Source organism: Nostoc sp. LPT (genome assembly GCF_017115165.1).
Taxonomy (GTDB): Bacteria; Cyanobacteriota; Cyanobacteriia; order Cyanobacteriales; family Nostocaceae; genus Nostoc.
In genome coordinates, this window is sequence record NZ_JABXKF010000188.1 from 15,333 (window position 1) to 39,615 (window position 24,283).

24 protein-coding genes are annotated in these 24,283 nt (G+C 40.6%); 9 read left to right on the forward strand and 15 right to left on the reverse strand.

The window, feature by feature from the left end:
• Positions 1-58: 58 nt before the first annotated feature.
• Entirely contained in the window at positions 59-421 is a 363-nt protein-coding gene (locus HWQ58_RS37540; protein ID WP_292873815.1) for a hypothetical protein, read from the reverse strand.
• Between the two features lie 1,160 nt (positions 422-1,581).
• Here HWQ58_RS37540 and HWQ58_RS37545 point away from each other — a divergent pair.
• The gene (locus tag HWQ58_RS37545) at positions 1,582-2,241 is read left to right on the forward strand and encodes a hypothetical protein (protein WP_292873817.1); all 660 of its coding nucleotides are present in this window, start codon (positions 1,582-1,584) and stop codon (positions 2,239-2,241) included.
• 48 nt (positions 2,242-2,289) lie between these two features.
• On the opposite strand, the gene HWQ58_RS37550 is transcribed toward HWQ58_RS37545, so the two are convergent.
• The 5 genes from HWQ58_RS37550 to HWQ58_RS37570 all read right to left on the reverse strand — a co-directional run bounded on the left by HWQ58_RS37550 (position 2,290) and on the right by HWQ58_RS37570 (position 8,780).
• On the reverse strand, positions 2,290-2,487 hold the full coding sequence (locus HWQ58_RS37550; protein ID WP_292873819.1) for a type II toxin-antitoxin system VapC family toxin: 198 nt from the start codon (positions 2,485-2,487) through the stop codon (positions 2,290-2,292).
• A 6-nt stretch (positions 2,488-2,493) separates the two neighbouring features.
• A complete protein-coding gene (locus HWQ58_RS37555; RefSeq protein ID WP_292873821.1) occupies positions 2,494-2,676 on the reverse strand; it encodes a hypothetical protein in 183 nt (60 codons plus the stop codon).
• Positions 2,677-2,788: 112 nt separating this feature from the next.
• Complete coding sequence (locus tag HWQ58_RS37560) at positions 2,789-2,926, reverse strand: hypothetical protein (RefSeq protein ID WP_292873822.1); 138 nt, start codon at positions 2,924-2,926, stop codon at positions 2,789-2,791.
• Positions 2,927-3,053: 127 nt separating this feature from the next.
• Positions 3,054-6,998, reverse strand: a complete 3,945-nt coding sequence (locus HWQ58_RS37565) for a DUF2157 domain-containing protein (RefSeq protein WP_292873823.1) — start codon at positions 6,996-6,998, stop codon at positions 3,054-3,056.
• A gap of 189 nt (positions 6,999-7,187) precedes the next feature.
• Positions 7,188-8,780, reverse strand: a complete 1,593-nt coding sequence (locus HWQ58_RS37570) for a glycosyltransferase family 39 protein (protein WP_292873824.1) — start codon at positions 8,778-8,780, stop codon at positions 7,188-7,190.
• 740 nt (positions 8,781-9,520) lie between these two features.
• Here HWQ58_RS37570 and HWQ58_RS37575 point away from each other — a divergent pair.
• A complete protein-coding gene (locus HWQ58_RS37575; RefSeq protein WP_292873825.1) occupies positions 9,521-10,489 on the forward strand; it encodes a TauD/TfdA family dioxygenase in 969 nt (322 codons plus the stop codon).
• A 211-nt stretch (positions 10,490-10,700) separates the two neighbouring features.
• Here the strand turns inward: HWQ58_RS37575 and HWQ58_RS37580 are convergent, their stop codons facing one another.
• Complete coding sequence (locus tag HWQ58_RS37580; protein ID WP_292873826.1) at positions 10,701-11,144, reverse strand: molybdopterin-binding protein; 444 nt, start codon at positions 11,142-11,144, stop codon at positions 10,701-10,703.
• A 95-nt stretch (positions 11,145-11,239) separates the two neighbouring features.
• Between HWQ58_RS37580 and modA the strand changes: the two genes are divergently transcribed.
• Positions 11,240-12,049 (forward strand): molybdate ABC transporter substrate-binding protein, encoded by an 810-nt coding sequence (gene modA / locus HWQ58_RS37585; RefSeq protein WP_292873828.1) that lies wholly within the window; start codon positions 11,240-11,242, stop codon positions 12,047-12,049.
• 178 nt (positions 12,050-12,227) lie between these two features.
• Here modA and HWQ58_RS37590 read toward each other — a convergent pair whose 3' ends face one another.
• From HWQ58_RS37590 to HWQ58_RS37600, 3 genes are all read right to left on the reverse strand, one after another.
• Positions 12,228-12,785, reverse strand: coding sequence for a peroxiredoxin (locus HWQ58_RS37590; RefSeq protein WP_292873951.1), 558 nt, complete (start codon positions 12,783-12,785; stop codon positions 12,228-12,230).
• A 57-nt stretch (positions 12,786-12,842) separates the two neighbouring features.
• Positions 12,843-13,085, reverse strand: a complete 243-nt coding sequence (sipA, locus tag HWQ58_RS37595) for a regulatory protein SipA (RefSeq protein WP_292873830.1) — start codon at positions 13,083-13,085, stop codon at positions 12,843-12,845.
• A gap of 223 nt (positions 13,086-13,308) precedes the next feature.
• A complete protein-coding gene (locus tag HWQ58_RS37600) occupies positions 13,309-13,821 on the reverse strand; it encodes a P pilus assembly/Cpx signaling pathway, periplasmic inhibitor/zinc-resistance associated protein (RefSeq protein ID WP_292873832.1) in 513 nt (170 codons plus the stop codon).
• Positions 13,822-14,187: 366 nt separating this feature from the next.
• On the opposite strand from HWQ58_RS37600, the gene HWQ58_RS37605 reads away from it, so the two are divergent.
• From HWQ58_RS37605 to HWQ58_RS37615, 3 genes are all read left to right on the forward strand, one after another.
• Positions 14,188-15,453 carry a sensor histidine kinase gene (locus HWQ58_RS37605; protein WP_292873834.1) on the forward strand — a complete coding sequence of 422 codons (1,266 nt, stop codon included), beginning with the start codon at positions 14,188-14,190 and terminating at the stop codon, positions 15,451-15,453.
• The gene (locus HWQ58_RS37610) at positions 15,453-16,115 is read left to right on the forward strand and encodes a response regulator transcription factor (protein ID WP_292873836.1); all 663 of its coding nucleotides are present in this window, start codon (positions 15,453-15,455) and stop codon (positions 16,113-16,115) included. The genes HWQ58_RS37605 and HWQ58_RS37610 overlap by 1 nt, the downstream gene beginning before the upstream one ends.
• Positions 16,116-16,333: 218 nt before the next feature.
• Positions 16,334-16,837 carry an O-acetyl-ADP-ribose deacetylase gene (locus HWQ58_RS37615; RefSeq protein ID WP_292873838.1) on the forward strand — a complete coding sequence of 168 codons (504 nt, stop codon included), beginning with the start codon at positions 16,334-16,336 and terminating at the stop codon, positions 16,835-16,837.
• 179 nt (positions 16,838-17,016) lie between these two features.
• Here the strand turns inward: HWQ58_RS37615 and HWQ58_RS37620 are convergent, their stop codons facing one another.
• A complete protein-coding gene (locus tag HWQ58_RS37620) occupies positions 17,017-17,442 on the reverse strand; it encodes a nucleoside deaminase (RefSeq protein ID WP_292873953.1) in 426 nt (141 codons plus the stop codon).
• A gap of 88 nt (positions 17,443-17,530) precedes the next feature.
• On the opposite strand from HWQ58_RS37620, the gene HWQ58_RS37625 reads away from it, so the two are divergent.
• The gene (locus tag HWQ58_RS37625; protein ID WP_292873840.1) at positions 17,531-18,322 is read left to right on the forward strand and encodes an ion transporter; all 792 of its coding nucleotides are present in this window, start codon (positions 17,531-17,533) and stop codon (positions 18,320-18,322) included.
• Between the two features lie 460 nt (positions 18,323-18,782).
• On the opposite strand, the gene HWQ58_RS37630 is transcribed toward HWQ58_RS37625, so the two are convergent.
• Positions 18,783-19,286 (reverse strand): hypothetical protein, encoded by a 504-nt coding sequence (locus HWQ58_RS37630; RefSeq protein ID WP_292873955.1) that lies wholly within the window; start codon positions 19,284-19,286, stop codon positions 18,783-18,785.
• Between the two features lie 986 nt (positions 19,287-20,272).
• Here HWQ58_RS37630 and HWQ58_RS37635 point away from each other — a divergent pair.
• Both HWQ58_RS37635 and HWQ58_RS37640 read left to right on the forward strand, forming a co-directional pair.
• Complete coding sequence (locus tag HWQ58_RS37635) at positions 20,273-20,938, forward strand: phosphoribosyltransferase (protein ID WP_292873842.1); 666 nt, start codon at positions 20,273-20,275, stop codon at positions 20,936-20,938.
• Positions 20,939-21,577: 639 nt separating this feature from the next.
• Positions 21,578-22,315, forward strand: a complete 738-nt coding sequence (locus tag HWQ58_RS37640; RefSeq protein ID WP_292873844.1) for an SDR family oxidoreductase — start codon at positions 21,578-21,580, stop codon at positions 22,313-22,315.
• 69 nt (positions 22,316-22,384) lie between these two features.
• On the opposite strand, the gene HWQ58_RS37645 is transcribed toward HWQ58_RS37640, so the two are convergent.
• The 3 genes from HWQ58_RS37645 to HWQ58_RS37655 form a co-directional block, all read right to left on the reverse strand.
• Complete coding sequence (locus HWQ58_RS37645) at positions 22,385-23,113, reverse strand: transposase (RefSeq protein ID WP_366839343.1); 729 nt, start codon at positions 23,111-23,113, stop codon at positions 22,385-22,387.
• On the reverse strand, positions 23,106-23,897 hold the full coding sequence (locus HWQ58_RS37650; RefSeq protein ID WP_292873846.1) for an IS5 family transposase: 792 nt from the start codon (positions 23,895-23,897) through the stop codon (positions 23,106-23,108). The genes HWQ58_RS37645 and HWQ58_RS37650 overlap by 8 nt, the downstream gene beginning before the upstream one ends.
• A 66-nt stretch (positions 23,898-23,963) precedes the next feature.
• Entirely contained in the window at positions 23,964-24,152 is a 189-nt protein-coding gene (locus tag HWQ58_RS37655) for a hypothetical protein (protein WP_292873848.1), read from the reverse strand.
• Positions 24,153-24,283 lie beyond the last annotated feature (131 nt).

A 24,283-nucleotide genomic window follows, 5' to 3' on the forward strand; every position in this document is an offset into this window, starting at 1 on the left:
TGTTTATCTTTTTAACTGTTTAATTGTTATGTAAACCGTACTGATAAAAGTTTTGCCCTTAGCTGGTAGTCAAAACAACATCTTGGCGCGCAGCACGCTTGCGAGCGCTTTTACGAGTACCCCCAGCCATCTGATACTCGTAGCTGTTTTTACCAAACTTATGAGCAACACCAAGCAAAATTTTTTCAGAAAAGTCTGCCAAATCCCGTTCATTTTCAATGATTTGAGTTAATAAAACATCAATGGTAGAGAGAGTAGTATTGTAGGTTTCTAGAAATTGACGGAGATTTTCAATTTTATCAGTGTAATCTTTAACTGTTAAACTATCTCCTACATCAAGAGTAGGACTAATAGATTTAATACTTGCCAAGCGCATTTCAGCTTTGCTCAGAATACGGGAATCGCGTTTGTGCCTTGCCATTAATACTCCTTTACCTGAAAAAATAACCTAATTTTTTAGTAATTCCATAGTGGACAATTTTTTAAAAGGTGTCCTGAGTAAAATTATTTATTTTTTTAAAGACTAAAATTTGAGTAATTTCACCAATTTCATTTTCCTCGCTGCTTCTAATAACCGCAGTGGTTTTACAAAGAGCAACTAAGGGCGAGTTTATGAAAAATTTGGATGTATGAGAAATCTGTAGAAAATAGATATCTTGCACAAACTTGTAACGTCTCCTAACCCCTTCTCTCAATTTTGGGAGAAGAGGAGCCAATTTCAAAGTCCCTTTTCCAAAATTGTGAGAGGGATTTAGGGTGAAAGTTCATTGATTCATGCAAGAAGTCTAGTAAACCCGCTCTTACTTTTTTTTCACTCAAAACTTAGTAAATTAAGGCAGAAATTGCTACAGCAAAAGCGGAAGTTCCTACAGGGATGACGGAAGTCGCTACAGACTGCGCGAAACACCGAAACGTCAAGACGGAAGCTTCTACAGACTGCGCAAAACACGGAAACGTCAAGGCAGAAGCTCTTGCAGGGAAGGCGGAAGTTCCTACAAACTGCGCGAAACACCAAAACGTCAAGGCAAAAGTTCCTACAGACTGCGCGAAATACCAAAACGTCAAGGCGGAAGTTGTTACAGACTGCGCGAAACACCGAAACGTCAACCCTGGAGCAATATTTTTTGATGTATTAGGGACTTCCAACAAATAAATTATCCAATCTTGCAGGGATTGACCAAGATTTTCCACAAACCGATAGCTTGCTCATACTCTTGCTGATTGCGAATCGTAAGCAAGGGTGCGATCGCACTTTGTTTGAGCTAATGAATGTTGGGTTTTCTTACGTCAACCCAACCTACAGGGATGAGCGATCGCACTATGTATAGCAAGGGACTGGGGACTGGGTGAAAAGCCTTTTTGTATCTAAGTTTTATCATCTGTTAATGTCCTAACCACCAAGGCTTTTGCTATATTTCGAAACGCATCTTTTCTTTGCTGACATTAATAAATTAAGGGGCTTGTATCCTTTTTTTTATTGCATGAGTGCCTTCCTGGTTTTGGTCACATTGCGGAATTAGCTGATTCAAACTTGAATCTATATGTAATTCTAAGTTTCACATCGATGGTTTACAGAGAATTATGAATTTCAAACACTTAAAGCAATATCGTTTACTGTCATCTGCCGCAATTTTAGTTATGGGAATCGCAACACTAACGTCACTTAGTTTTTTAAGAATCAGCCAAGCGAATCAAGCGAATCCTGCTTCGACATCGGGCGTAAACAATCAAGCTGTCTATACTGATCGCTACGGCTTTAAATTCAGCTATTCTCCAACTCAGTTTGTCGTTGTTTCTCAATCGGCTCAATCGGGCGATACCTCAGCGTTAGGCTGGATCGCCATCTGGACAAAACAGGACTATCAAAAGATCAGTAGTGTAAGTGTATACGAAGGAGACTATCCACCCAACGTCACTATATCAGTGCATCGCAATCCTCAGCAACTTTCTTTACAACAATGGATTCAGCAAAAAGACTGGATTGTAGACGCAAAAAACTTTCAGCAGCGAACAATCGCTGGACATAAAGGACTATTCTTTACCTATCGTGGACTTTATGAGCATGAAAATATCATTTTCAAAAACCCTAGAGATAACAATATGATTTTGATTAGCTTTGCCAAAACGAATTACGGTAGTAGTAATGATGCAGTTTACCGAAAAGCGTTTAACGAAGCGATCAATTCATTAAAATTGACAATTGCGTATTCCGAAGTACGCAATTATAAAACTTCAACCTAACCTACGGGGATGAGCGATCGCACTGCGGTTGACGGCAGATTATCGTACTTACCAATAACGAGTAACTGCATAATTGTCTAACACTGTATCTACACTAACGATCGGGATCTTTTCTGTGAGTGCTTGGGCAACCAAAAGCCGATCAAAGGGATCTTTATGATGGAATGGCAGAGTCACGATTGCGGCTGCATGAGCAACTTTAATTGGTAATATTTCAAATTTGTTAACTTGGATTTGATGCTCCATCCATGTTTAAAAATTTTCAGGAATTTGATACTTACCAATACTAACTTTGATGGCAATTTCCCAATAGGAAGCAGGACTGAACAAGATGTCATTGAGGGGATCGACAATCAAATCACAGGCGACTTGACTAAGGGCAAGATCATTGAGTACAAACCAGAGGAATGCTTGAGTATCGAGCAGAAACTTCATGGTATGTAGTCGTGAAAGTCTTGCAAGTGGGTTTCATCTTCGGACAGGATGGTTAGGGTTCCAATTGCAGTACCGGGCTGGCGAGGCTTCCGGGGTGGTTGGAATTCGCCAATTAGTCTAGCAACAGTGCGACGCCGAATAGCCCGTCGTAGACATCGCCGGAAAAAATCTGCACTTCTTCACCGGGTTGGAGACTTGCAATCAGTTCGGGTAAACGAAGTTGAGCTTCTGTTAATGGAATCCGTGTCATTGTTTTGTACTTTTATGCGTTAGCCTAAGGCTTTGGCAGAGCCATCGCTCTTGCTTAATTTTACAAGTATCTTGAATTTAGGCGATCGCCTGTCTAATTACTTCAAGCCTGAGATTAATCCCTAGTTCTATTCCCATGATTGAAATTCATCAATGGCGCTACGAATTAAGGAAGTTATTTGAGCGCGACGGGTTTCAAAGTTGGCGGCGATATAAATTAGTAAGATGCCAACTAGCAAGCCAACAACCCATTTTAAAAAGGAATACTGCAAGCTGAAAATTACCGATTGATAGATTGTAGTAATTAAAAAAGTGGCTGTACCAATGTAGAGAAAAGCCCGCACTCGCAAAGCTAATCCGGCAAAAATGGCGATGAGGCTGAGAATCCCCGGTATCCAAGCTGCATTTTGATCAAATAAAATTGCCCATCCACAAATTAAACCACTACCTAGCACTCTCAGAATATGGCGAGGGGTTTTATACTCTAGTAGCCTCAGTTGAGAATCGACTTGAGCAATATACAGCAGTGATAACCCAATGGGTGTTACATACCATAAATCATCAGTTAAATGTAAGGAATCAAACCAACGGTAAAGTGCCCAATCAATCAACGCCACACTAATATAGGTGAAACGGATGTTTTCACCCACTTTTGCAAGGAAGATATAGAATCCAGCTGCGATTATCAAGGTTATGGGGTAAGTTTGCAGTCTGGTTTCCCATAAAATTATCAGAGGTGTGATGTATGCAGCTTGCTGCCAAGGTCTTTTAGACCAACCCCAATTTTCCCAAGGTAGGATGTACAGAAAGTAGGCTACCACACAAGCGATCGCACCATTCCAAGGAACTAATGGCCCAGCCCAAAATCGCCCTACTGCTGTCTCCCGCCAATAAATCCTCATGCCGGCTACCTCTAATAAGCCAAGGTAAACCCACATCTCGGCGATTGTAATTCCTCCGAAGAAACTAGGGGAAGTGAATGAATTTCGTCCCTGAAAGATGGCATAGCGAATCAAAAATACTCCAGTTCCCAATCCCACCAAACGGTTAACTCCAATGGGTGTAGTAATAGCAGCCATTAATAAACAGCTACTCCAAACCCAATGAATATGGGCAATTCTTTTCAATTCTTGGGGAGTTAGGCGTAAGTAGCTGACAAGCCCAGGTGACAGAATGCGGTAAGCATACATGATACTAGTGCCAAGGGCAGACATGGCAATTAATCCATCACCTAATACTCCTCCTGAAGCTTGTGACATTTGATAAAACAAAAGTTCATAAGCAGAAATCGATACGCCAATAATTCCTAAATACAGCAAGGGTTTGAAGCTCTCGCGCCGTCGCCCCACGCCAATAACAATTAAAGCTGCACCCAAGGAATACAACCCTGTCCACTCGGTGAAGGTGTCCAAACGCAGCAATATACTGAATGCACCATAAATTAATGGCAAAATGTAAAGGCTGCTAGGAAACCTTTCTAATTGATGTCGTCGCCGCCACCACTCGCCGACAAGTTGAGTAATTAAACCCAAGGCGATGTTTGCAATTGCAATTCTCACAATTGAGCGTTCCCCTAACCCTAGCACTTGGGTAATCAACAATTCCAAACACCAACCAATCCCATAAAATGCCCAATTTGTCGGTTCTCGCCAACTGCGATAAACAATAGCTGCCAAGGCGATCGCAGTGGCAATTAAGAATAAAAATCCCGAAGTAGTAAACCCTTGGTAAATCAGCACTGAGTGCAGCGTCAAACCTAACAATTCAACACTACACAATGCGATCGCCCATTTATCACTAGCGGCTGCATAGATAACTGCTAATTCGTTACCGCGTCGATTCAAAATAGTCCGTGCTAACCATAAACTGAGAGTGGCGATCGCTCCAGCAACAAACCAACCTGCTACCGCTAGGCGAGGTAAACCAGGCACACCCGTCCACAGCAGCACCCCAATGAAACTTAAAACAAATCCTTCTGTAATTAACGCAGATACTTGATTTCGCAAATAGCGCGTATTTGCAAACATCAATCCAGCACCTACAGCCAAACCGATTAATCTCATTCCTGGTAGTTGTAAAGTCACTAGCTGGGCAATTATCACAGCCAAGACACTTAAGTAACGGCTAGTAAGCCGCCGCTCTATAATTGTGCTATTGGCAACACCCGTCAGAGCTAAAGGCGTAACTAGCCATAAAACTCCCCAATCAGATCGGTTATCAGCGATGCCATACCAAGATGATTCTGCATTCATCCACAAGAGGAAAAAACTCGCTGCGGCTAATCCTAAACCGATATCCCATGCACTACGTTGCCATAGTCCTTCCTCTAAGCTAAATCGCCATTCTGCAACCATCAGAGCCAATAAAATACTTGCCCAGGCTTGTTGAGTCAGGCTGGGGAATAACCAATTAATGGTAAAGCAAAACGTCAGCACCCCCATGATGTGAGTTAGGTATACCAGGGGAAGAGATGAGGGGGAGCGGCGTTGAGTAACGAATGCGAGAGTGGCGGTAGAAAATAGCAGATTTAGCGATCGCAATGTGGGATTTACTAGAGCGATGGTTGTTAAAAGAGTTCCAAATAGCAGGGTAAGCAGTTCGCCAAATTTAGCTAATTCTCGCTTTTGGCTGCCATACAAACTATCTGTAAGCGCCACCATCAAAATTACGTAGGGAAATAAAGCTATACCCAGTAAAGCCCAAGGTTCATTTTGAGAATTGGTGAGTTGGGTACTAGTTGCGATGGCGAATTTCTGTAAGTTATCAGGTACTAATCGCCAACCTAGCCAAATCGTCTCTAAGCCGATGAAAAAAACTGCTGCAAAGTCTCGCTTTAAACTGTACCGCCACAAGCGACTCCCCACAAACCACAAACCCAAACCACTTACAGCTATTGCTTGCCAAGGATAATTTTCTACCGATACCACCCAACCCAAAAAGAGTAAAATGCCACCGAGTCTTTCCCAGAGTAAGAGGAATGAGGGGGATGAGGAGAATATTACTGTTACTTCTTCTGCTCCCCCTTTTTCTCCTCCCGCTGATCCTCCTACCCTTTCCCCTTGCTCTGCTAACCAAGTCACCAACCAGCCACAAATGCCAATAGCTAACCCCAATTGTGTGGCATCTATCCTGGCAACAAAAATCGCCCGCACTAGCATCACGAGCAAAGCATAAATAATCACAGCGGCAGGTAAACTAATACTTAACCGACGGCGATCGCCCCAATCTTTCTCACTAACAGGATGAGGCTGTTGGTAATGATGATAAATGGTAATAATAGTTGTGCCGATGATTGCCAGATAAACAGCAATTAAAGGAAATCCTCTTAATTGCCAACCCCAATGCAGATAACTTAGCCCCAGAATATTTACCAGAGGTAATTTGCCAGTATGTAAATTAGTAAAAATAGTCCGATTTTTGGAGAGTAAAACAGTTATAGCAGTCAGGGTAGGACAGGCGATCGCAACTACAATCCAATCCACAGGATTTTGCCACAACCGAAAGCTATCCATTGCCCAAAAATTCACTGGCACTAACAAAAGAGTGGCAATCAGTAATGTCTGAGCCGTCAATCTGAGGTTATTTTGCCTAGTCGCCCAAAAGCTTAATCCCCAAAAACTCAAAGTATAAGCAAATAAAACCCCGTACTGTCCAGAAGCGGGAAACCTCGCCCATTGACTAGCAGCCAGTACCCCAGAGGATACCACTACCAGGAAAACCCCTAGAAAAAGTAGCCAACGCACACTCAGTTCTGCCCCCAAGGACTGCAACATTGTGCTGATAAAGTTGGGTTTAGCTGGTTTTTGTTGTGGTTGTTTACCGCTACTAGATTGTAAAGCTGCTATGGGCAACTGCTGCACGGGATCGGAAGTTGCAAATACTACCTTTGTTTTGGCTTCAGCCTGGGGTTGCAATACTACCGCACACACTAGAAACTCTCGGCATAACTGCCTGACTTGGGCATCAGATATTAGACCTAAACGCAACCATATATCCAGTCCTTCTAATAATTGAGGATGGGAAGATGGCAGTCTGATTTCAATTTTTAGCGGGCGCTCAAGGGGCGATGACATAAGCAGCAGCAGTACAAGTATATACTTAAATTATTTGTTTAATTAAAGTATATTTTTGCTCTAACTGTGTCACTTATAAGGCTAATTGATATTAATTTTTAACCGACAAGCGATATTCAAATGCCAACTGTCTGCTTTTAGTTTCCATCTTTGAGTCTCCTAACCGCTAGATGTGCCTGTATCTTTGATTTAACTAGGTTTTGTTATTTTCCAGAGAGAATCGTCTACCTGCTGTAACTTTGAGTTATAAACTTTTTCAACTCCAGCTTTTAAAAAGTCAGACGGCTCGAACAAGAACAAAAATATGTCAGTAAAGCCATTAGTAATCTCTGGTAACTGATTTTTTCCTACAATTTGAAATTGCACTTTGGGATCGATTAATTTACTAAGTACTTGTAGTGGTGGAATGATATTATCTTCATCACTAATTAAAAGCGGTTTCTTACCTTGATTAATAATCTGAGCAATTTTAGGATATTCTTGGTATTTTTCAGGGACTTGGTTCCACCAAATCTGCGCTTGAAAATGAACCATACAAGATACAACTTCGCCCATAATTACCATAAATGCTACAAGTGACCAAAACTTTTTTTGCCAAGATTTAGTAGAAATAGATGCAATCCTAGTGGTAAATAGGTAAGCAACAGCTAACTGTATCCCTAAAACTGAAGGAAGTGTATATCGACTAGTAGCATATCGCTTTAGAAAGACGAAATCTGTTATCAGTAGGGGAAGCGCTACAGATGCAATCAAGGTTAAAACAAATAACCAAACTTCTTTAGAGGTTCTTCGACACACAATATAAATTGAGTAGCTGATTAGAGCTAAAAGAATTAAAATAAAAGGAATTAAGAAAAACTTAAGTTTTCCAGGCTCGTTAGGGCTAATACCTAAATCAAGAAACGTACGACTAAAGATACCAGCCCATCTTGCAGCTGACATAAATAATGTTTGTTTAGTATTCGTCCAAGCTACTGTTTCTGGCTGATGATTAGTAATAATAATCCAAATCCAAGGTACAAAAGTTATAAACCCTGCAAGCAATGATAACAGGAAATAAATCGATGTTTTACTCAATCGGAAGCGTTCGATTGCAAGTACATAAATTCCCTGTGCAAAAGCAACCAAAGTAAAAAATAGATGAGTATAAAATCCGAATAATAATGTTGCTGCATATATACACCAACTAACCTTTGTTTTAAGGCGCATAGCTCGTAGCAGTGCTACGCTCGATATTAAGATGGTTACTATCCATAAACTGTACGATCGCGCTTCTTGTGCGTACACGATATGAATAGGTGAAACGGCTACCAATCCGATGGCTATCCACCCTACTAGTGAAGACTCAAATAATTCTTGACATAGCCAATAAAGACAAGGAAAGGTCAGCAGACTAATAAATGCTGAAAAACTTCTGATCGCTGCTACAGAATCACCAAAGCACTCCACCCAAAACCGGGCCATCAAGATGTATAGTGGCAAAATCTGCGAGTCTTCTACAATAACTCCTTTAATTGTATCAATTGCATTTTTTTCAGGATTAACATACTGGTATTTATGTAAATCTTCTATGCCGAGCAAACGACCATTACTTAATTGCTTCCTCATTTCTGACTGCGTATAGCCAGATATGCGTAATGATGAAAAAACTTCATCACCCCAATAAAGTTTTTTGTCAATATTGACGAAGCGAAAAAATACACCTATTACTAATAAAATGATGATTAAAAAACGTAACCAATATTTAGAAACAGTCCATTTCTGTGATAATTGCTTTTTCATGTAATCTTCTCCTCAAAGCCTTAATTAACGTTGGTAAAAAGGCAACTCATAATTTGTTATTTAACCTGTTGTGTTGCTAATGAAAAAAGCAAATTAGTATTTCTGAATAGGAAAGTGGACTAAAATCAAGATTTATCTAATTTAAAAATTAAATACAAGGTATTATTTCTTTCTTCACTAGTATTAAATTGTCTATAAATATTTTAATTAAAAGTTTTTTATGTCCAAAGAACAAATATTTTGTAGCTTTTTGCAACACTATACTTATAGTAAAGACAATTGTTTCTTTGTCATCCTACAGTATAAAATCATCAATAAATAAAATACTTGTGTTAAAAATAAAAAGATTTCATAAAGTTTATATGAAAGTACTATAAATACATTTGTGAGTAGCTAACAACACAGAGACACTAAGTAAGTAGGCATAAGTTCCAAAAAAAGCATTCGCAGCGAAAATTTAATACTCGCTCTGTACCCATTTTATTACGTAGCTTGCTTCAGCAGCTTCTTAGTATCTGTGTTCCGAATTTTAACTTGCCTTTGCCTGGACTAAATCGACCGTTGTTCCAGCAGTCTAAAATATATTGCTTAGATACTACTGTAAGCCTATCGATTTATAGTTTTATAATTTAAACTGCGATCGCTTCCTTTGGTATGTAGCCATTAAGCGCAAGCAACATATCTAAAGTAAACGGGCGAGTGCGAACACCGCCCTATAGATAAAACTGTGGAGAATTTACATGAGCAACAAACACATTGAGGTCAAACAAGTAGCTGGTTTCATCGGTGCCGAAATCAGCGGGGTAGACCTGTCGCGTCCTTTGCACGATGATGCAGTCAAAGAAATTCGTCAAGCACTATTGAAGTGGAAAGTCGTATTCTTTCGCGGTCAAAACATCGATCATGCGGCACAGATTGCATTCACGGCTCGTTTCGGCGAAGTGACTTACGCACATCCCCACGAAGATGAGCCAATTGAAGGCTTCTCAGAAATCCAGCCCATTGACCGCAGCCGTTACGAGCGGCGCAATGGTCTGCGCCGTTCCAGCTACGAGAGCCGTTGGCACACCGATGTCACAGCAGTTGTCAACCCACCTGCGGCGTCAATTTTGCGTGCGGTTAATGTCCCTAGCTTCGGTGGTGACACACAATGGACAAATCTAGTTGCAGCCTATGAGGGTCTATCAGCACCCCTGCGAGCCTTGGCAGACACATTAAAAGCCGAACATCGTTTCAATGCGCGTTTGAATTTCCCCAGCAACAGCAAGATTGCCCAGCGCATTGCAGCCAATCCCCTGGTTTCAATCCACCCAGTAGTAAGGGTTCATCCTGAGACTGGTGAACGCGCATTGTACGTGAACCCTGGCTTCACCTCGCACATTATTGACGTATCACGACAAGAGAGTGATCTGCTGCTTGAGTTGTTCTTCAACCAGATCACCAAGCCCGCCTACACTACCCGCTTCCGCTGGAATAACGGTGACATTGCGTTCTGGGACAACCGCGCTACCTCCCATTTAGCCCCTCAAGACTTGGATCATCTGGAAGTCGAGCGCGTCCTCTATCGCACCACCATCACGGGCGATGTTCCAGTTGGGCCCGATGGTTTCCGATCGCAAGTGGTTGAAGGTGAGGCGTTCAATAGCGAGCTACCAACCGTATTGAAGAACAAAGCTGAGAAGTTGGAAGCAGTACCAGCGCTTTCATAAGCTACAGAGTAGTAAACAAGGGCTGCGAAATCTTTTCGTAGCCCGGTTTACCTACTTAATTATCTAGCGAACTATAAATTTATTTGCGTAGCATTAAGCAATTTTTACAGCAACTGCGAATCATTCGTGAGAACATTTTGATCGTTTCTCTTGAGTGAATAGCGATGTCTACACCTACGCCAAAGCAATGATTGAAGGACATCACCACAGCCTATTCCCTGGCAATAACTATATCATTGGACTTAATAACAGCATAAGCTTCTTTCCCTTCAGACAAATCCAACTCTTCTACCGATACTCTGGTGATAATTGAAGTTAACTCAACTTTGTGAACAATCTCCAGCGTTACTTCACTATTAACGGCTCCAGTAACAACTCGCTTAACAACACCCTTGAGAATATTGCGAGAGCTAACTTTGAGTGGTTTCTTTTGAAGACTAATTTCTATCTCAGGCATTTGAGTGTATATATCTTCCTCTTCTGTGTTTATGGATGGTAGCAAGTTTGATGGTGAAGAGTGTTGATTTAGACCACGTACCAGTTCCCGAAGAATCTCGGTCTTAGTTCGCTGAGACTGGTCACAAAACTCTTCCAAAATCTTTCGCTCCTCTTCTGAGGTTTGGAATGTGACCCACCCTTGTTCTTTTCTAGGCATATTTTTTACCGCTTTAGTTGGTCAAATGTTGGTATTTTTGGTACTATTTTACCTAGCATCAATTTTATGGAAAAAACCTTTCAAACGCCTTTTCTATGAAAAGAAGACAAATTTTTGGCTTCCTGGGTATAGCGATCGCTGGCTTACTGCTAGCAATTGGTTTACCGTTGTTTACTCCTTCTCCTGTAATAGCACAGTCGAACACCAGCATACTCGTGTCCGCAGCTGCCAGCTTAAAAGAGGCACTGGAAGAAATTAAGCCTTTGTACCAACAAAGTAAATCAAATATCAATATTAGTTATAATTTTGGGGCCTCTGGTGCCTTGCAGCAACAGATTGAGCAAGGTGCGCCAGCGGATATCTTTATTTCTGCTGGCAAAAAGCAAGTGGATGCTTTGGAACAAAAAGGACTGTTGCTACCAGGTAGCCGTACTAACCTGGCAAATAACCGTCTAGTCTTGATTGTGGCTCAGGATGTTGTTGGTATCAGTAGCTTCTACAATTTAACAGATAGTAAGATTAAAAAAATTGCGATCGGTGAACCCAGAAGCGTACCCGCCGGTCAATATGGCGAGCAAGTCTTAAAGAAATTGAAAATTTATGATCGCCTCAAGTCGAAATTAGTTTTTGCTAACAATGTGCGTCAAGTTTTGGCAGCAGTAGAAAGTGGTAATGCCGAAGCAGGTTTAGTTTATGCCACTGATGCCAAAATTTCTAACAAGGTAAAAGTCGTAGTCGCTGCTGATGATAAATTTCACTCCCCAATTGTCTATCCAGTAGCAATAATTAAAAGCAGTAAAAATCCTACTGCTGCCAAGGAATTTGTTCAGTTTCTATCTGGCAGTGAAGTCAAAACTGTACTCAGAAAATATGGGTTTATTGTGCGCGAAGAAAATAAAAAATAATCACTCTATTTCTTTAGCGATCGCTCTCACAAATTTTAAGAAAGATCCAAGTAATGAATAGCCTTTAAGGGGGATAATTTAGATGTATGCAAGTTCTTCCAGTAGCTAATTTTGAATTAACCGCTTAATTATTGTTAGCCTAAGCCAAGGAGACAAATCCCTAACTTAGGCTAATCATTTAAGAAGCTGTGGACTGTAATTTTTCTAGTCGTGCTAGCACTTCTGAACTGTGAATAGTTGGATTGACTTTGACAAAAGTCTCGCGCAAGACACCTTGAGGATCGATGATGAAACTATGGCGCATAGATAAAAAGCCGAGCCATGAACCGTAAGCTTTGCTCACTGAACCATCAGTGTCTGCCAACAGAGGGAATTTTAGTCCCTCTGAATCACAAAATTTGGCGTGGGAATCAATGTCATCAGCACTGACGCCAATAATCTGAGCGTCTTTTTCGAGGTATTGGGGTAAGTCTTGCTGAAAACGACGAGCCTCTATAGTACAACCAGAGGTGAAGTCTTTTGGATAAAAGTACAGCACTAGCCATTTACCGCGCAAGTCAGAGAGGGAAATTTTGCCATCACCTGTATTGGTTGGCAAAGTAAACTCTGGTGCGGGTTGATTAATTGCCGGAAGTTTACCACCAAGAGCATTAGCAGTAGGGGTAAAATTCAGCCAGCTGATGACAGAAATACAGCTGGCAAATAATATGCTTAAAAAAATGCGGCGGGAAATCATAGTGTAAACCAGAATCACAACTTTACACAAGTTTACAATTCTTGGTTGCGATAAATCTCATTCTAAGTGAGATTCGGCAGGAGTATCTGTGCTTTCGATGTATTGACTATCTAGGAGAAAAGCCCCCCTAGCAAAGCGAATACCCCAATATCCACCGGGTCTGCGGTCAATAACTATACCTTCTTCGCCCATGTGAATTACATTAGGGGGGCGCAGCATGGGCATAGGTTCAGCAGTTTTGACATAAGCTGGTAGCGCCACAACACGGACTTTACTACCAATTGCGAATTCTTTTGACATTTTAATCAAGCGGAGTTTTGATTAACTCATAACTCAAAACTAGCTTGAAAGTCTACTAAATTGAGCAAAGGAATAAATAGGGAAAGGGAAAGGGGATGAAGTTTTTCCCCTTTCCGCATCTTCTGCAAGAAGTCTATTAATTTTTAACTTTGCATCATAATCTATTTTGCGATTGAGATGGGCGGCACTGCCCACCCCAGAATTCTTATTTTTTGAAAGATGATTATTGAGGATTGCCTTGTTGACGGCGTGAAGGAGCATTTTGACGGAATTGCTCTAACTTTTGACGTTGTTCCGGGGTTAAGACTGCTTGAATCTGTTGTTTCTCAGACTCGTGAATTTGTCGCATTTGGGTTTTTTGTGCTTCAGTTAGATTTAAGTCAGCAAAACCACCCTTTCCTCGACGTTGACCGGGTTGCCGTTGACCTGTTTCCCCCTGAGCTTTACGCGCTTGCCATTCAGCCCGACGTGCTTGTTTCGCTGCCTGTAATTTTGCTTTTTGTTCTGGGGTCAAAACTGCTTCAAATTTGGTGCGGCTATCGCGGCGAATCGTCTGAATTTGGGCTTTTTGGGCATCTGTTAGACCCAAATCTTTCCAAGGGCCTCTTTCTTTTTGTGGAGTTTGTGCAAGTAACACGGGTGAAGGAGAGGCTGTTTGAGCGTGAACAGCAAAGGAGGTTGCAGTTAAAGTGAGAGCGATGGCGGAAGCAACTAGCGATAATGCTTTGAGTTTCATTACTTGTCTGGTGGGTTTTCCTGGTTGGATGCCACCATCATAAGAACTTATCTTCAGCAGTTACATGAGGAGAAAGTCATGGTTCTACCCATGACTTTAGTCATGATTGAATTTTGACAAACATGATTGAGAATAAATAGTTAGAAGTTAGAAGTTAGAAGTTAGGAGTTATAAATTATGGAAATTTTGATTAAGATGATTTTATAAGTCATTATTTAGCTTATTACCTAATGGTTTTGTTCTTTGAATTTACTTTTGATTTCTCACTCAGCGAAAAACTTAAGCGGTGAAAGCATCTGCTCAAATTTTCGTAATTCTTAACTTCTAATTCCTAACTTCTAACTTATAACTGGAGCAATGCGACTAATGAGCCGTCCAATTGAAATTAAGAAACATGCTTTTCCGTCTCTGCTTTATCTACAGTGGACATTACTGGCGATCACCGCATTGACAGCCGTTATACCACCTCCGTTACGGCGTTTTCGTCCCAAGCCTCCAGAACTATCAATTTGTGGTGCATTTCCAGACTTGTCAGTTTGTAGCATATTGCCAGAACTATCAATTTATAGTCTGATTATTTTTGCGGTAATGGGTTTAAGATTACCCAGAAATAACCAGACAACTAAGGTAATATATACAACCATTGAATTTTTATTAATTTTAATAATTGGACTTTTTGGGGAAAGATTTGCTCGACTTTTCCCTTTTCTATATATAATTTTAGTAACTCGCAGTTGTCTGATTTTTCAGTTAAATGGGCGTTTATTCGTTACAGCTTTGTCATTTGCTTTATTTTTAATTACGACACAACTAAAATATCAGTTATTCAATTTTCAAGCATCGCCGCAGGCACAAGAGCGATATCGATTTTTGATTTTGAATTCATCGCTAGTATTTGGCTTAAGTTTGGTTTTTGTGTTGTTGATGATGAATGCAATTTTGTCTGAACGGCAAAGTCAAGAAAAGCTAGCTCTTGCTCACGAAAAACTCCGTCAATATGCTATGCAAATTGAAAATCAAGCTACCTTAGAAGAACGTAACCGTATTGCTCGTGAAATTCATGATTCATTAGGACACTCTCTAACTGCTTTAAATCTACAATTAGAAACTGCTTTAAAATTATGGCAATCTAACCCAGGTAAGGCTGAAACATTTCTTACAACTGCAAAGGAATTAGGTTCAAAGGCGCTAAAAGATGTTCGTCAATCTGTTTCTACTATGCGTTCTAATCCTTTACAAGAACAATCTTTAGAAGATGCGATCGCTAGTCTTTCAGAAAATTTTCATCGTTCAAATGGGATTTTACCAATTTACCAAATCAACCTAGAATATCCTCTGCCACCTGAAATAAATACTGCTATTTACCGGATTACTCAAGAATCTTTGACTAATATATCTAAATATGCTTATGCCACAGAGGTTAAATTGGAACTCACTACGACAAAAGGCAATTTGCGATTGATAATTCAGGATAATGGTAAAGGTTTTGATGTAGGGCAAAATACTACCGGTTTTGGACTTCATAGTATGCGCGATCGCACTTTAGCACTTGGAGGTAAGTTTAATATTAATAGCGCTCTTGGCTCTGGTTGCAAAATTACAGTTAATATTCCCTTAACAAGGTTAAGATAATGATAAAAGTATTGCTGGTAGATGACCAAAGTTTAATTCGTCAAGGATTAAGAACATTATTGGAACTAGAACCAGATTTAGAAATAGTTGGAGAAGCAGAAAACGGCGAACAAGCGATTAACTCTGTTGCCAAATTTCAGCCAGATGTAATATTGCTAGATATCAGAATGCCGATTATGGATGGAGTTGCAGCCACGCAGGAAATTCAAAAACGTTTTGCTAAAACTAAGATTTTAGTACTAACAACTTTTGATGATGATGAATATGTGTCAGCAGCTTTAAAAAATGGGGCGATGGGTTATTTATTAAAAGATACACCATCAGAAGAATTAGCTGTTGCTATTCGTGCCGTTCATAAAGGATATACGCAATTAGGCCCAGGTATAGTTAAAAAGCTGTTGACTCAATTTTCTCATGTTGCACCAACTCATTCACTGCCTATACCATCTAGTTTAGCTGAACTTACTCCTAGAGAAAAAGAGGTTTTGCAGTTAATTGCTACAGGCGCTAGTAACCGAGAAATCGCTCAGGAACTCTACATTTCTGAAGGGACAGTAAAAAATCATGTTACGAATATTTTAAACAGGTTGAATTTGCGCGATCGCACTCAAGCTGCAATTTGGGCAAATACATATTTATCCTATTTAAATGAGCCAAGTTAAATAATTCATAATTCTTTGCCGAGATACTTATATAAATGAATCAATCATAACTTATGCATTGATAAAGTAGACAAAAAATGATTGAATAAATCAGGAAAAAGCAAGCGATCGCTCATCACCTTAAGCAGACTGATCGTTAAGCTTGAAGCTCAAACTGTATAGTATTTTATACTAAAATCGTAGTATGTAAATTAGTCTTGATTACACTTAATTGTTTTATGGAAGTGATTTTGGGTGATATCACAACGTTAAAAGTTGATGCCATCGTCAATGCTGCAAATACTAGTTTGCTTGGGGGTAGTGGTGTAGATGGAGCGATACACAAGGCATCTGGATCGGATCTAGTTGATGAGTGTAGGTCACTTGGAGGATGTAAAATTGGCGATGCTAAACTAACCAAAGGATATCGCTTGCCTGCAAGCTTCATCATTCATACTGTAGGCCCAGTATGGCGAGGAGGTAATCACGGAGAACCCGAACTTCTAGCTCAGTGTTATTATAAATGTATGCAAATTGCCGCAGATAAAAAGTTTAATAGTTTGGCATTTCCTTGCATTAGTACTGGCATTTATAAATATCCTAAAATTTTAGCAGCTGAGGTAGCAGTGAAAATATGCAATGAACAGCTACAAAAGAATGGCCGTCCACAAAGAATAATTTTTTGCTGCTATGACCCAGAAAACTATGGAATATATAAAAATATTTTAGGACTTACGCATTGACAAAAATCAATGATTATTGGTTAGACAAACTACTTTTAAACCGCAGAAACACAGAGTATGACACTTGCTTGAGAAGGTTTTCCAACTTGAGCAATAGTAGTCCGTACACCAAAGAAAAAGAATGAGATTATTCAAATTACTTTGAAAAGACTATTTCTAAAAAAAATTTTTTTGGTAGCTTATTTAAATAATTCCAAACATTCATTTTTTAAAACGTCTTTTGTGAGTTTTATTTTCCTAAATGACTTATCGATTACCTGTTCACAAGATATATTAATTTGTGATTGATTTACATTAATTAAATCTTGAATTGAAGCACCATATACAATTTCTGATAAACCACTCCAAACACAAGCAGTTGCACACATCGGACAAGGTTCGCCAGTTGTATATATGCTATAACCTTCTAAAGAAGGGTTTTTAAGTTTAGCTGTTAAACTACGAATAGCATTGATTTCTGCATGGGCTGATGGATCGTTGTCTCTCCTCACAGTATTATGAGCTACCGCAACGACTTCGTTATCTTTAACAATCACTGCACCGTAAGGTGCATCACCTTCTTTTGCTTCTGCCAATGCTAAACGCATAAAAGATTCTGGGTTCATATAAGCTGGAGTTAACATAAGGATAATGGTTAATAATATCGTATTTCTAATGTTATAACTGGGAATTAAGATGTATTAATGGTCGAATATGTTACTGAGCCGACAAGAAACAGAATTTTACTTAGAAGACCTAGAAACACCAATAGGTAAAGCAATTAATTTAACACTTGCCTCATTGGTGCTAATATCATCAGGAATTTTTGTGGCAGAAACATATAATATTCCTGATTATATGCGGTTTAAGTTAAATGTAGCTGATACTGCGATCGTCATTATCTTTGCGGTAGAATATTCGCTCCGCCTGTGGAGTGCAGAAAATAAAATTAAGTATATTTTTAGCTTTTATTCGATTATTGACTTAATGGCGATTTTGCCATTTTTTCTAGGAATGGTGGATATTAGCTTTATCCGCTTATTACGATGGTTTCGGATTTTACGATTAATTAGATTTATAGATAGAAAGTTTTTATTTGCCAGTATCAGTTCTGAAGACGGGATGATTTTTGCGCGAATATTATTTACATTATTTACAATTGTTTTTATTTACTCTGGCTTAATTTATCAAGTTGAACATCCGGTTAATCCTGAAAAATACGGTACATTTTTGGATGCATTCTATTTCTCCGTTGTCACAATGACAACTGTAGGATTTGGCGATGTTATTCCAATTTCGGAATTAGGACGCTTGCTAACAGTATTGATGATTTTTACTGGAATTGCATTGATTCCTTGGCAAGTGGGAGATTTAATTAAGCAAGTGGTGAAAACTGCTAATCAGGTAGAAATAGTTTGTTCAGGTTGTGGTTTAGCTTTCCATGATGTAAATGCTGGGTTTTGTCAGAGGTGCGGGACTAAGTTACCTAGTCTCAGGATTGATTAGACATCTGGTGAAATTAAATATGCGTTATCCACAATCGTTGGAGAGATGTAGCACTGCTATGTCTTTATATTCTTTTTCACTCCTATAGGATATCTCCTTTGAGGAAAACCCAGGTTCAATAACAACAAATTCAATAGTCAGCAACGATTAAAATTTTAGCTTAACAAATTCAAGACTTTAATTATACGATTCAAACAAAGCTGGTGATACCTACGGTGAGCTACGCTAACGCAGCTTAACTTCCACACTTTTTTTAGGGTGACGCATACTAAGGCGATAACACACCTGACACCCATACCATATTCTTATTTGGAAAATAGCTTCCAAGGGTTTTTATCTTACTTTGGTAAGGGAGGTTCAATAAAAGTAATTTTACAAAAGAATGTGACAGAACATCAGCTTCGGTTTTACTCGGCTCAACCTAGCCTATATAAGATTTTGAAAGTAATTTCAGGTAATATTAGGCGCTGATGGGTTGTTGTTCAGATTCAATTAACTGATTATTTGGCACATCAAATCTAATAGTACTAGCCGCCCAGTCTTTGAAATCGGGTGCTAGCCAGACTAGCTTACGCAGAATTTCATCATTCACCCACAACACCAAGGGGAACTGAAACTGTTTCCGAAACTCATCTCGCATGATATTGGTACTAATAATCAGTTGGTTAATTGCCACTACAGATTCTAAGCCCCTTACCATCAAAGCTTCGGGTTGAGTAGTACCAATTTCACTTGTAATAGCTGTGTATAACTTGTCAACCGTAGGTGAGAGCAAAATTTCGTGGATATCTGCTGATGAAAATTCTGTTAACAAATTCAACACTTTCTGCTGCCTTTGAACACAGTTACAACACGCCAACAATAGCGAAAACTCTCCACCAGAAACCATCATCGCCCTTGCCAGTCTCTTAGTGGCTGCTGTGCTGCTAACTGTGCCGTTTTCTGAATTAGTTAAGCCGATCATTAAAAACACCTTCTTTTGATTTTCAAACATATTCAGTGATTCTACCCTATTAATTTTTATTCAAAAGTGTTAATTGGGTAATTTTGATGACTTTTCTCTGTAATATTAAGCATTATATAACGAACAAGCAGATGGTGCATTATCTCATATTCACAATTTAGGGATAATGTAAAGATAATATCAACATAACCTCAGTAACAGGGGACACGCAAACAATTAACAATTGAATTATCACTGGATTTTCAGAGATTTTTGCATCTGCTAGCAATTAAGTAATTTGTTTTTAACGTTCAGTAAAAAAAATAATCAGTAAAAGTCTAACAGTAAATGTTAGCAAGTGGCAAAACTTATAGCAGTTTTCAAATGCACCTCTACTTAAACACTAGGTTTTCCATGTCACCCTTCTTTTGTGGTCGCACTATAACTTTGCTTGACGCTAACACCAGTTACCTACAGCAGTAAACCCCCTACAGCGAGAGTTCACCGCGTCACCGTGTCTTCTCAACAAGCCATTTGGGGACGGATATTGAGTGTGGAGTAATGAAGAGTGCTGAGTTCCGAGTGCTGTTAGCGGTAGCGGGGCGTTTAGCCCGTGCTGAGTTGAAAGACCACTGGCGAAAAGATTCCGCTTAACGTTGGGCGGGGCAAAGACCCAAGTACATCAGTACTGAGTAATTTTTATTTACTCTTAGCCGAGGGACCCAGGACTCAGCACTGAGTTTGGTAAAATAGTCTCAGCGCCAGATGCAGAAATTTTGTTGCATTAAAGCTAACTCATCCGTTTGATAGAACTGTAGATAGAAGATGTCGCTCCGTTAGTGGAGGACAGGGAATATTTAGCTTTCTAAGATCGATTCAGAACATCTGAACTATAACAACAAGTTTGGAATTTGCTCAATTGCCCCATTGTTTGAGGTTGATAGCCAATAACAAACGTATGTAAATATTTATTTGATTTTTTGGAAACAAATTAGGAATATCACACCATGCTATTTAAAGATCGGAGGTTTGCGGGTCAAATTTTGGCTAAGGAGTTAACCGCTTATGCTAACGACCCAGATGTTCTGGTATTAGGGCTACCAAGGGGTGGTGTACCCGTTGCTTTTGAAGTTGCCAAAACGTTAAATGCTCCCTTAGATGTTTTAGTGGTACGTAAATTAGGTGTGCCCGATCAAGAAGAACTAGCGATGGGAGCGATCGCTTCTGGTGGTGTGCGGATAGTCAATAAATATATTATCAGCTTGGTGAAGATATCCGATGAAGTAATTGCCAGAGTGTCGGCGCAAGAAGAACGGGAGTTAGAGCGGCGGGAACGGCTTTATCGGGGAAATCGCCCCTTAAAAAATTTACAAGGACGCACAGTCATCTTGGTAGATGATGGTTTAGCCACAGGTGCAACGATGTGGGCTGCTGTTGTAACCGTGCGAAAACACCAACCTGCTCAGATTGCGATCGCTGTGCCCGTGGCTGCACCTGAAACTTGCCAAGAGTTAGAAACTGAGGTAGACGAAATCGTTTGCATCTCCAGACCCAGCCCTTTCCAGAGCGTTGGTCTTTGGTACGAAAGCTTTCCTCAAACTACCGATGAAGAAGTCCGCTACTTACTCGCAAAAGCGACGAAGAACGGTGAAGCAATACCTCTTGGCACGTAGATTTGGTGTTTGAGAATGCCAAGATTAAGTTTCTGAGATGGACTCAACTCACCAACTGAAGTTTTAACGGGATAGAACTCAAACAATGTGATGATAGCGGTTCGGATTAGTAATGCTACCGGAACAAAAACATTGATCCAGTTACAAACTAGTACAGGTCGGCGGAAATAAACCAACCCTGACGCTCCTGCGTCGCTAACGCTGCGCTAACGGGTGACGCTCTCTACGAGACGCTGCGCGTAGCTTGCAACTCTTACAGAGTACGCAGGCTCGCTCATAGCGTTGCCATGCCGTTGGCGAACGCGAGTGCGTCTCTGAAAGAGAAGCCTCTCGTTCGCGTTAGCGTCTCTGAAAGAGAAGAGAAGGCTTTACGCTGCCCTAACGGCAGTTCCTCATGGGGAGCCACTGCGGTCTTGGGGTCTCCCCAAGTGGAGCAAGTGGCGTGGGAACCCCCTCTGAGCGACTGCCTCACCATCCCAAATCAACGAAACCCTTATGCTGTATTCATTTTTAATTTTTAATTTTTAATTTTTAATTCTGCTTTGCGGTACTAGTTGATATGGTTGAATAATGCTAAGTTCAGAATCAAACAGTACCCAATGTTTCATGACCCACACTTAATAACCCGTATTAATCAATATGTCTGAGATTCAAAACAAAGTGGTAATCATCACCGGAGCCAGCAGTGGTTTAGGTGAGGCGACTGCGAAGCGACTTGCTGCTAGTGGAGCCAAACTGATGCTGGCTGCTCGACGCGAAGATCGGCTCAAAGATTTGGTTGGAGCCATCGCTAAATCAGGAGGAACTGCAACCTATCAAGTAACGGATGTAGCAGATCGCGCCCAAGTGGAAGCCTTAGCGAAGGAAACTTTGAGTACATACAGCCAGATCGACGTGCTAATCAATAATGCCGGATTGATGCCGCTTTCTCCCCTCGACCAAGTAAAGGTAGAGGAGTGGGATCGGATGATCGATGTGAACATTAAGGGCGTTCTCTATGGGATTGCTGCCGTGTTGCCGATTATGCGTCAGCAAAAGTCTGGTCATATCATTAACCTATCGTCCGTGGCTGGACATAAGGTGTTTGCGGGATCGGCCGTCTACTGTGCCACCAAGTACGCAGTGCGGGCGATCTCTGAAGGGCTGCGGCTAGAGTCAAACGGTGAAATCCGTTCGACTAATATCTCACCAGGAGCCGTTGCCACCGAGCTGGCTAACACGATTACCGATAAAGACACAGCAGCGGGAATTAATCAACTTTATGAGATCGCCATTGATGCAGATGCCATTGCTCGTGCGATCGGATATGCCATTGAACAGCCCAGTGATGTTGATGTGAATGAAATCATCATCCGTCCGACACGTCAAGAACTTTAAATTTCGGTTTAGGGGCTTGCATTCGGCTCAGATAGCCAGACGATATCTTGAACATAATCGACCTATGAACTACCCATAGTTGGTTTTGCCTGAACTATGGCTTTCTACATCCCACAGTTCTTTTTTGGTAGAACTTTCTACAGATTTTTGACGCTTCTTCGCCCCTAGTTGCCGCATACTACCCGCTTTTTTACGAGTGTTTGCGGTAGAGCTAGGCGACTCTACGTCTACGAGGCTCGTTCCAAACCCCGGTAGAGTTCTCTTTGCCCAATAAAGCATAACTTCGGCAGCAGCAATATCCCTATCCTGAACATAATTACAAACATCACACTCATGCACTCGGATATCGAGTGTTTTCTTGTGTTGGTGTCCACATTTAGGGCAGGTTTGAGAAGGTTTTACAAGACGGGTTGGAACTTCGATAAATACACCACCGATCTGTTCTATTTTGTATTTGATGGTGCTGCGTAGCATTCCAAAACCAACATCAAGAATGGATTTGTTTAGACCCGCTTTTTGCTTCTTCCGTTTGCCTTTTTTAGCTTTACCGGTCATGTTTTTGACAACTAGAGTTTCGGTTGCAACGAAGCTATTACCGCTTACAATGTCTGCTGCAACTTGATGTACCCAATTCTGATGCTGATTGGCGACTTTGCGAGTTAGTCTACTAACCTTTGCAGTGGCTCTTTTATATCTTCTAGAAGCCTTGATTTTTTTGTTTCTATTCTGTGCGCGTTTACGTCTCTTCTCCTTAGAGGATGTCTGAGAAGTTTCTGATAGGTGATTTTGATCACGCAAGTTGCTTAAGCATTAAACGAATCATGGCAATATAAATGAATGTTTCTGTTGTCTCAGGTAAGATTTCATAATCTTTACTTAATCGTCGGCACCAATTAAACCAACCAAAAGTTCTCTCAACAAGCCAACGTTTAGGTAAAACTACAAAACCTTTCTGTTCCTCATGGCGTGTCACAACACTCCAGAGCCAGCGATAAACATCAATGACCCAGTGCGTAAAATCCTTTCCACGATATCTTCCATCAACCCAAATTTTAATCAACCGATTCATGCGATCGCGTACTTGATTAAGTTTAAACAAAACTTGTTTTGCGCCTGCTTGTTCACTTACATTTGCGGCAGTGATTACGACAACGAAAAGCTTGCCCAAGGTATCAATAAGTATGTGCCGCTTACGTCCCTTGATCTTCTTCCCTGAGTCATAGCCGACTTCCTTGGACACCATTGTTGCGGTTTCGACCGATTGACTGTCCATAATTACTTCAGATGGTGATGGTTCTCGGTTTTGGCTAACACGTACCCATAAACGTAAGCGTTCATGAATTTGTTGCCATGTGCCGTCTTTGCGCCACTGCCGGAAATAATGGTAAACGGTTTTCCAGTTTGGGAAGTCGTGGGGGAGCATACGCCACGCACAACCTGCACACAAGATGTAAAAGATTGCATTCACTACTGCGGACATGTCAACACTGCGTTTTCTACCACCTTTTTTCGCTGCTGGAATTAGCCCTGATAGCAGTTTCCACTGCTCCGAAGTCAAGTTACTTGGGTAGGATGGACTCATGGCTCTCGTAACGCTGTCATACTTAAGTATTTTTTCTAATGACAGGATACCGTTACGTGGGCTTTCTTACTTTTCAGACATCCTCTTAGAAGCTTTTTTGATTTTCTGCTCGGCATTTCTCAAAAACTTAGGAGCATCAACCTGTTGATGGTTTTCTTCGTCAGTAATTGACAATGCTGCTTTACAACCTAAGTCAATGCCAATTGCACCGACTGGTAGAACCTCTGGTTTTAGAACTTGGTCTAACGTCGTCAACCGCTATCCTTCCCCACCCTGCGAGTACGCTGAGGGTGGGGACTGCCGCGTGTGGTTCAGGAAATAAAACAATCGCCCTCAAGAAAGCGATCGCTTTTGCTCACTTTTGATCGGTCAGAGATGTCTTCAAC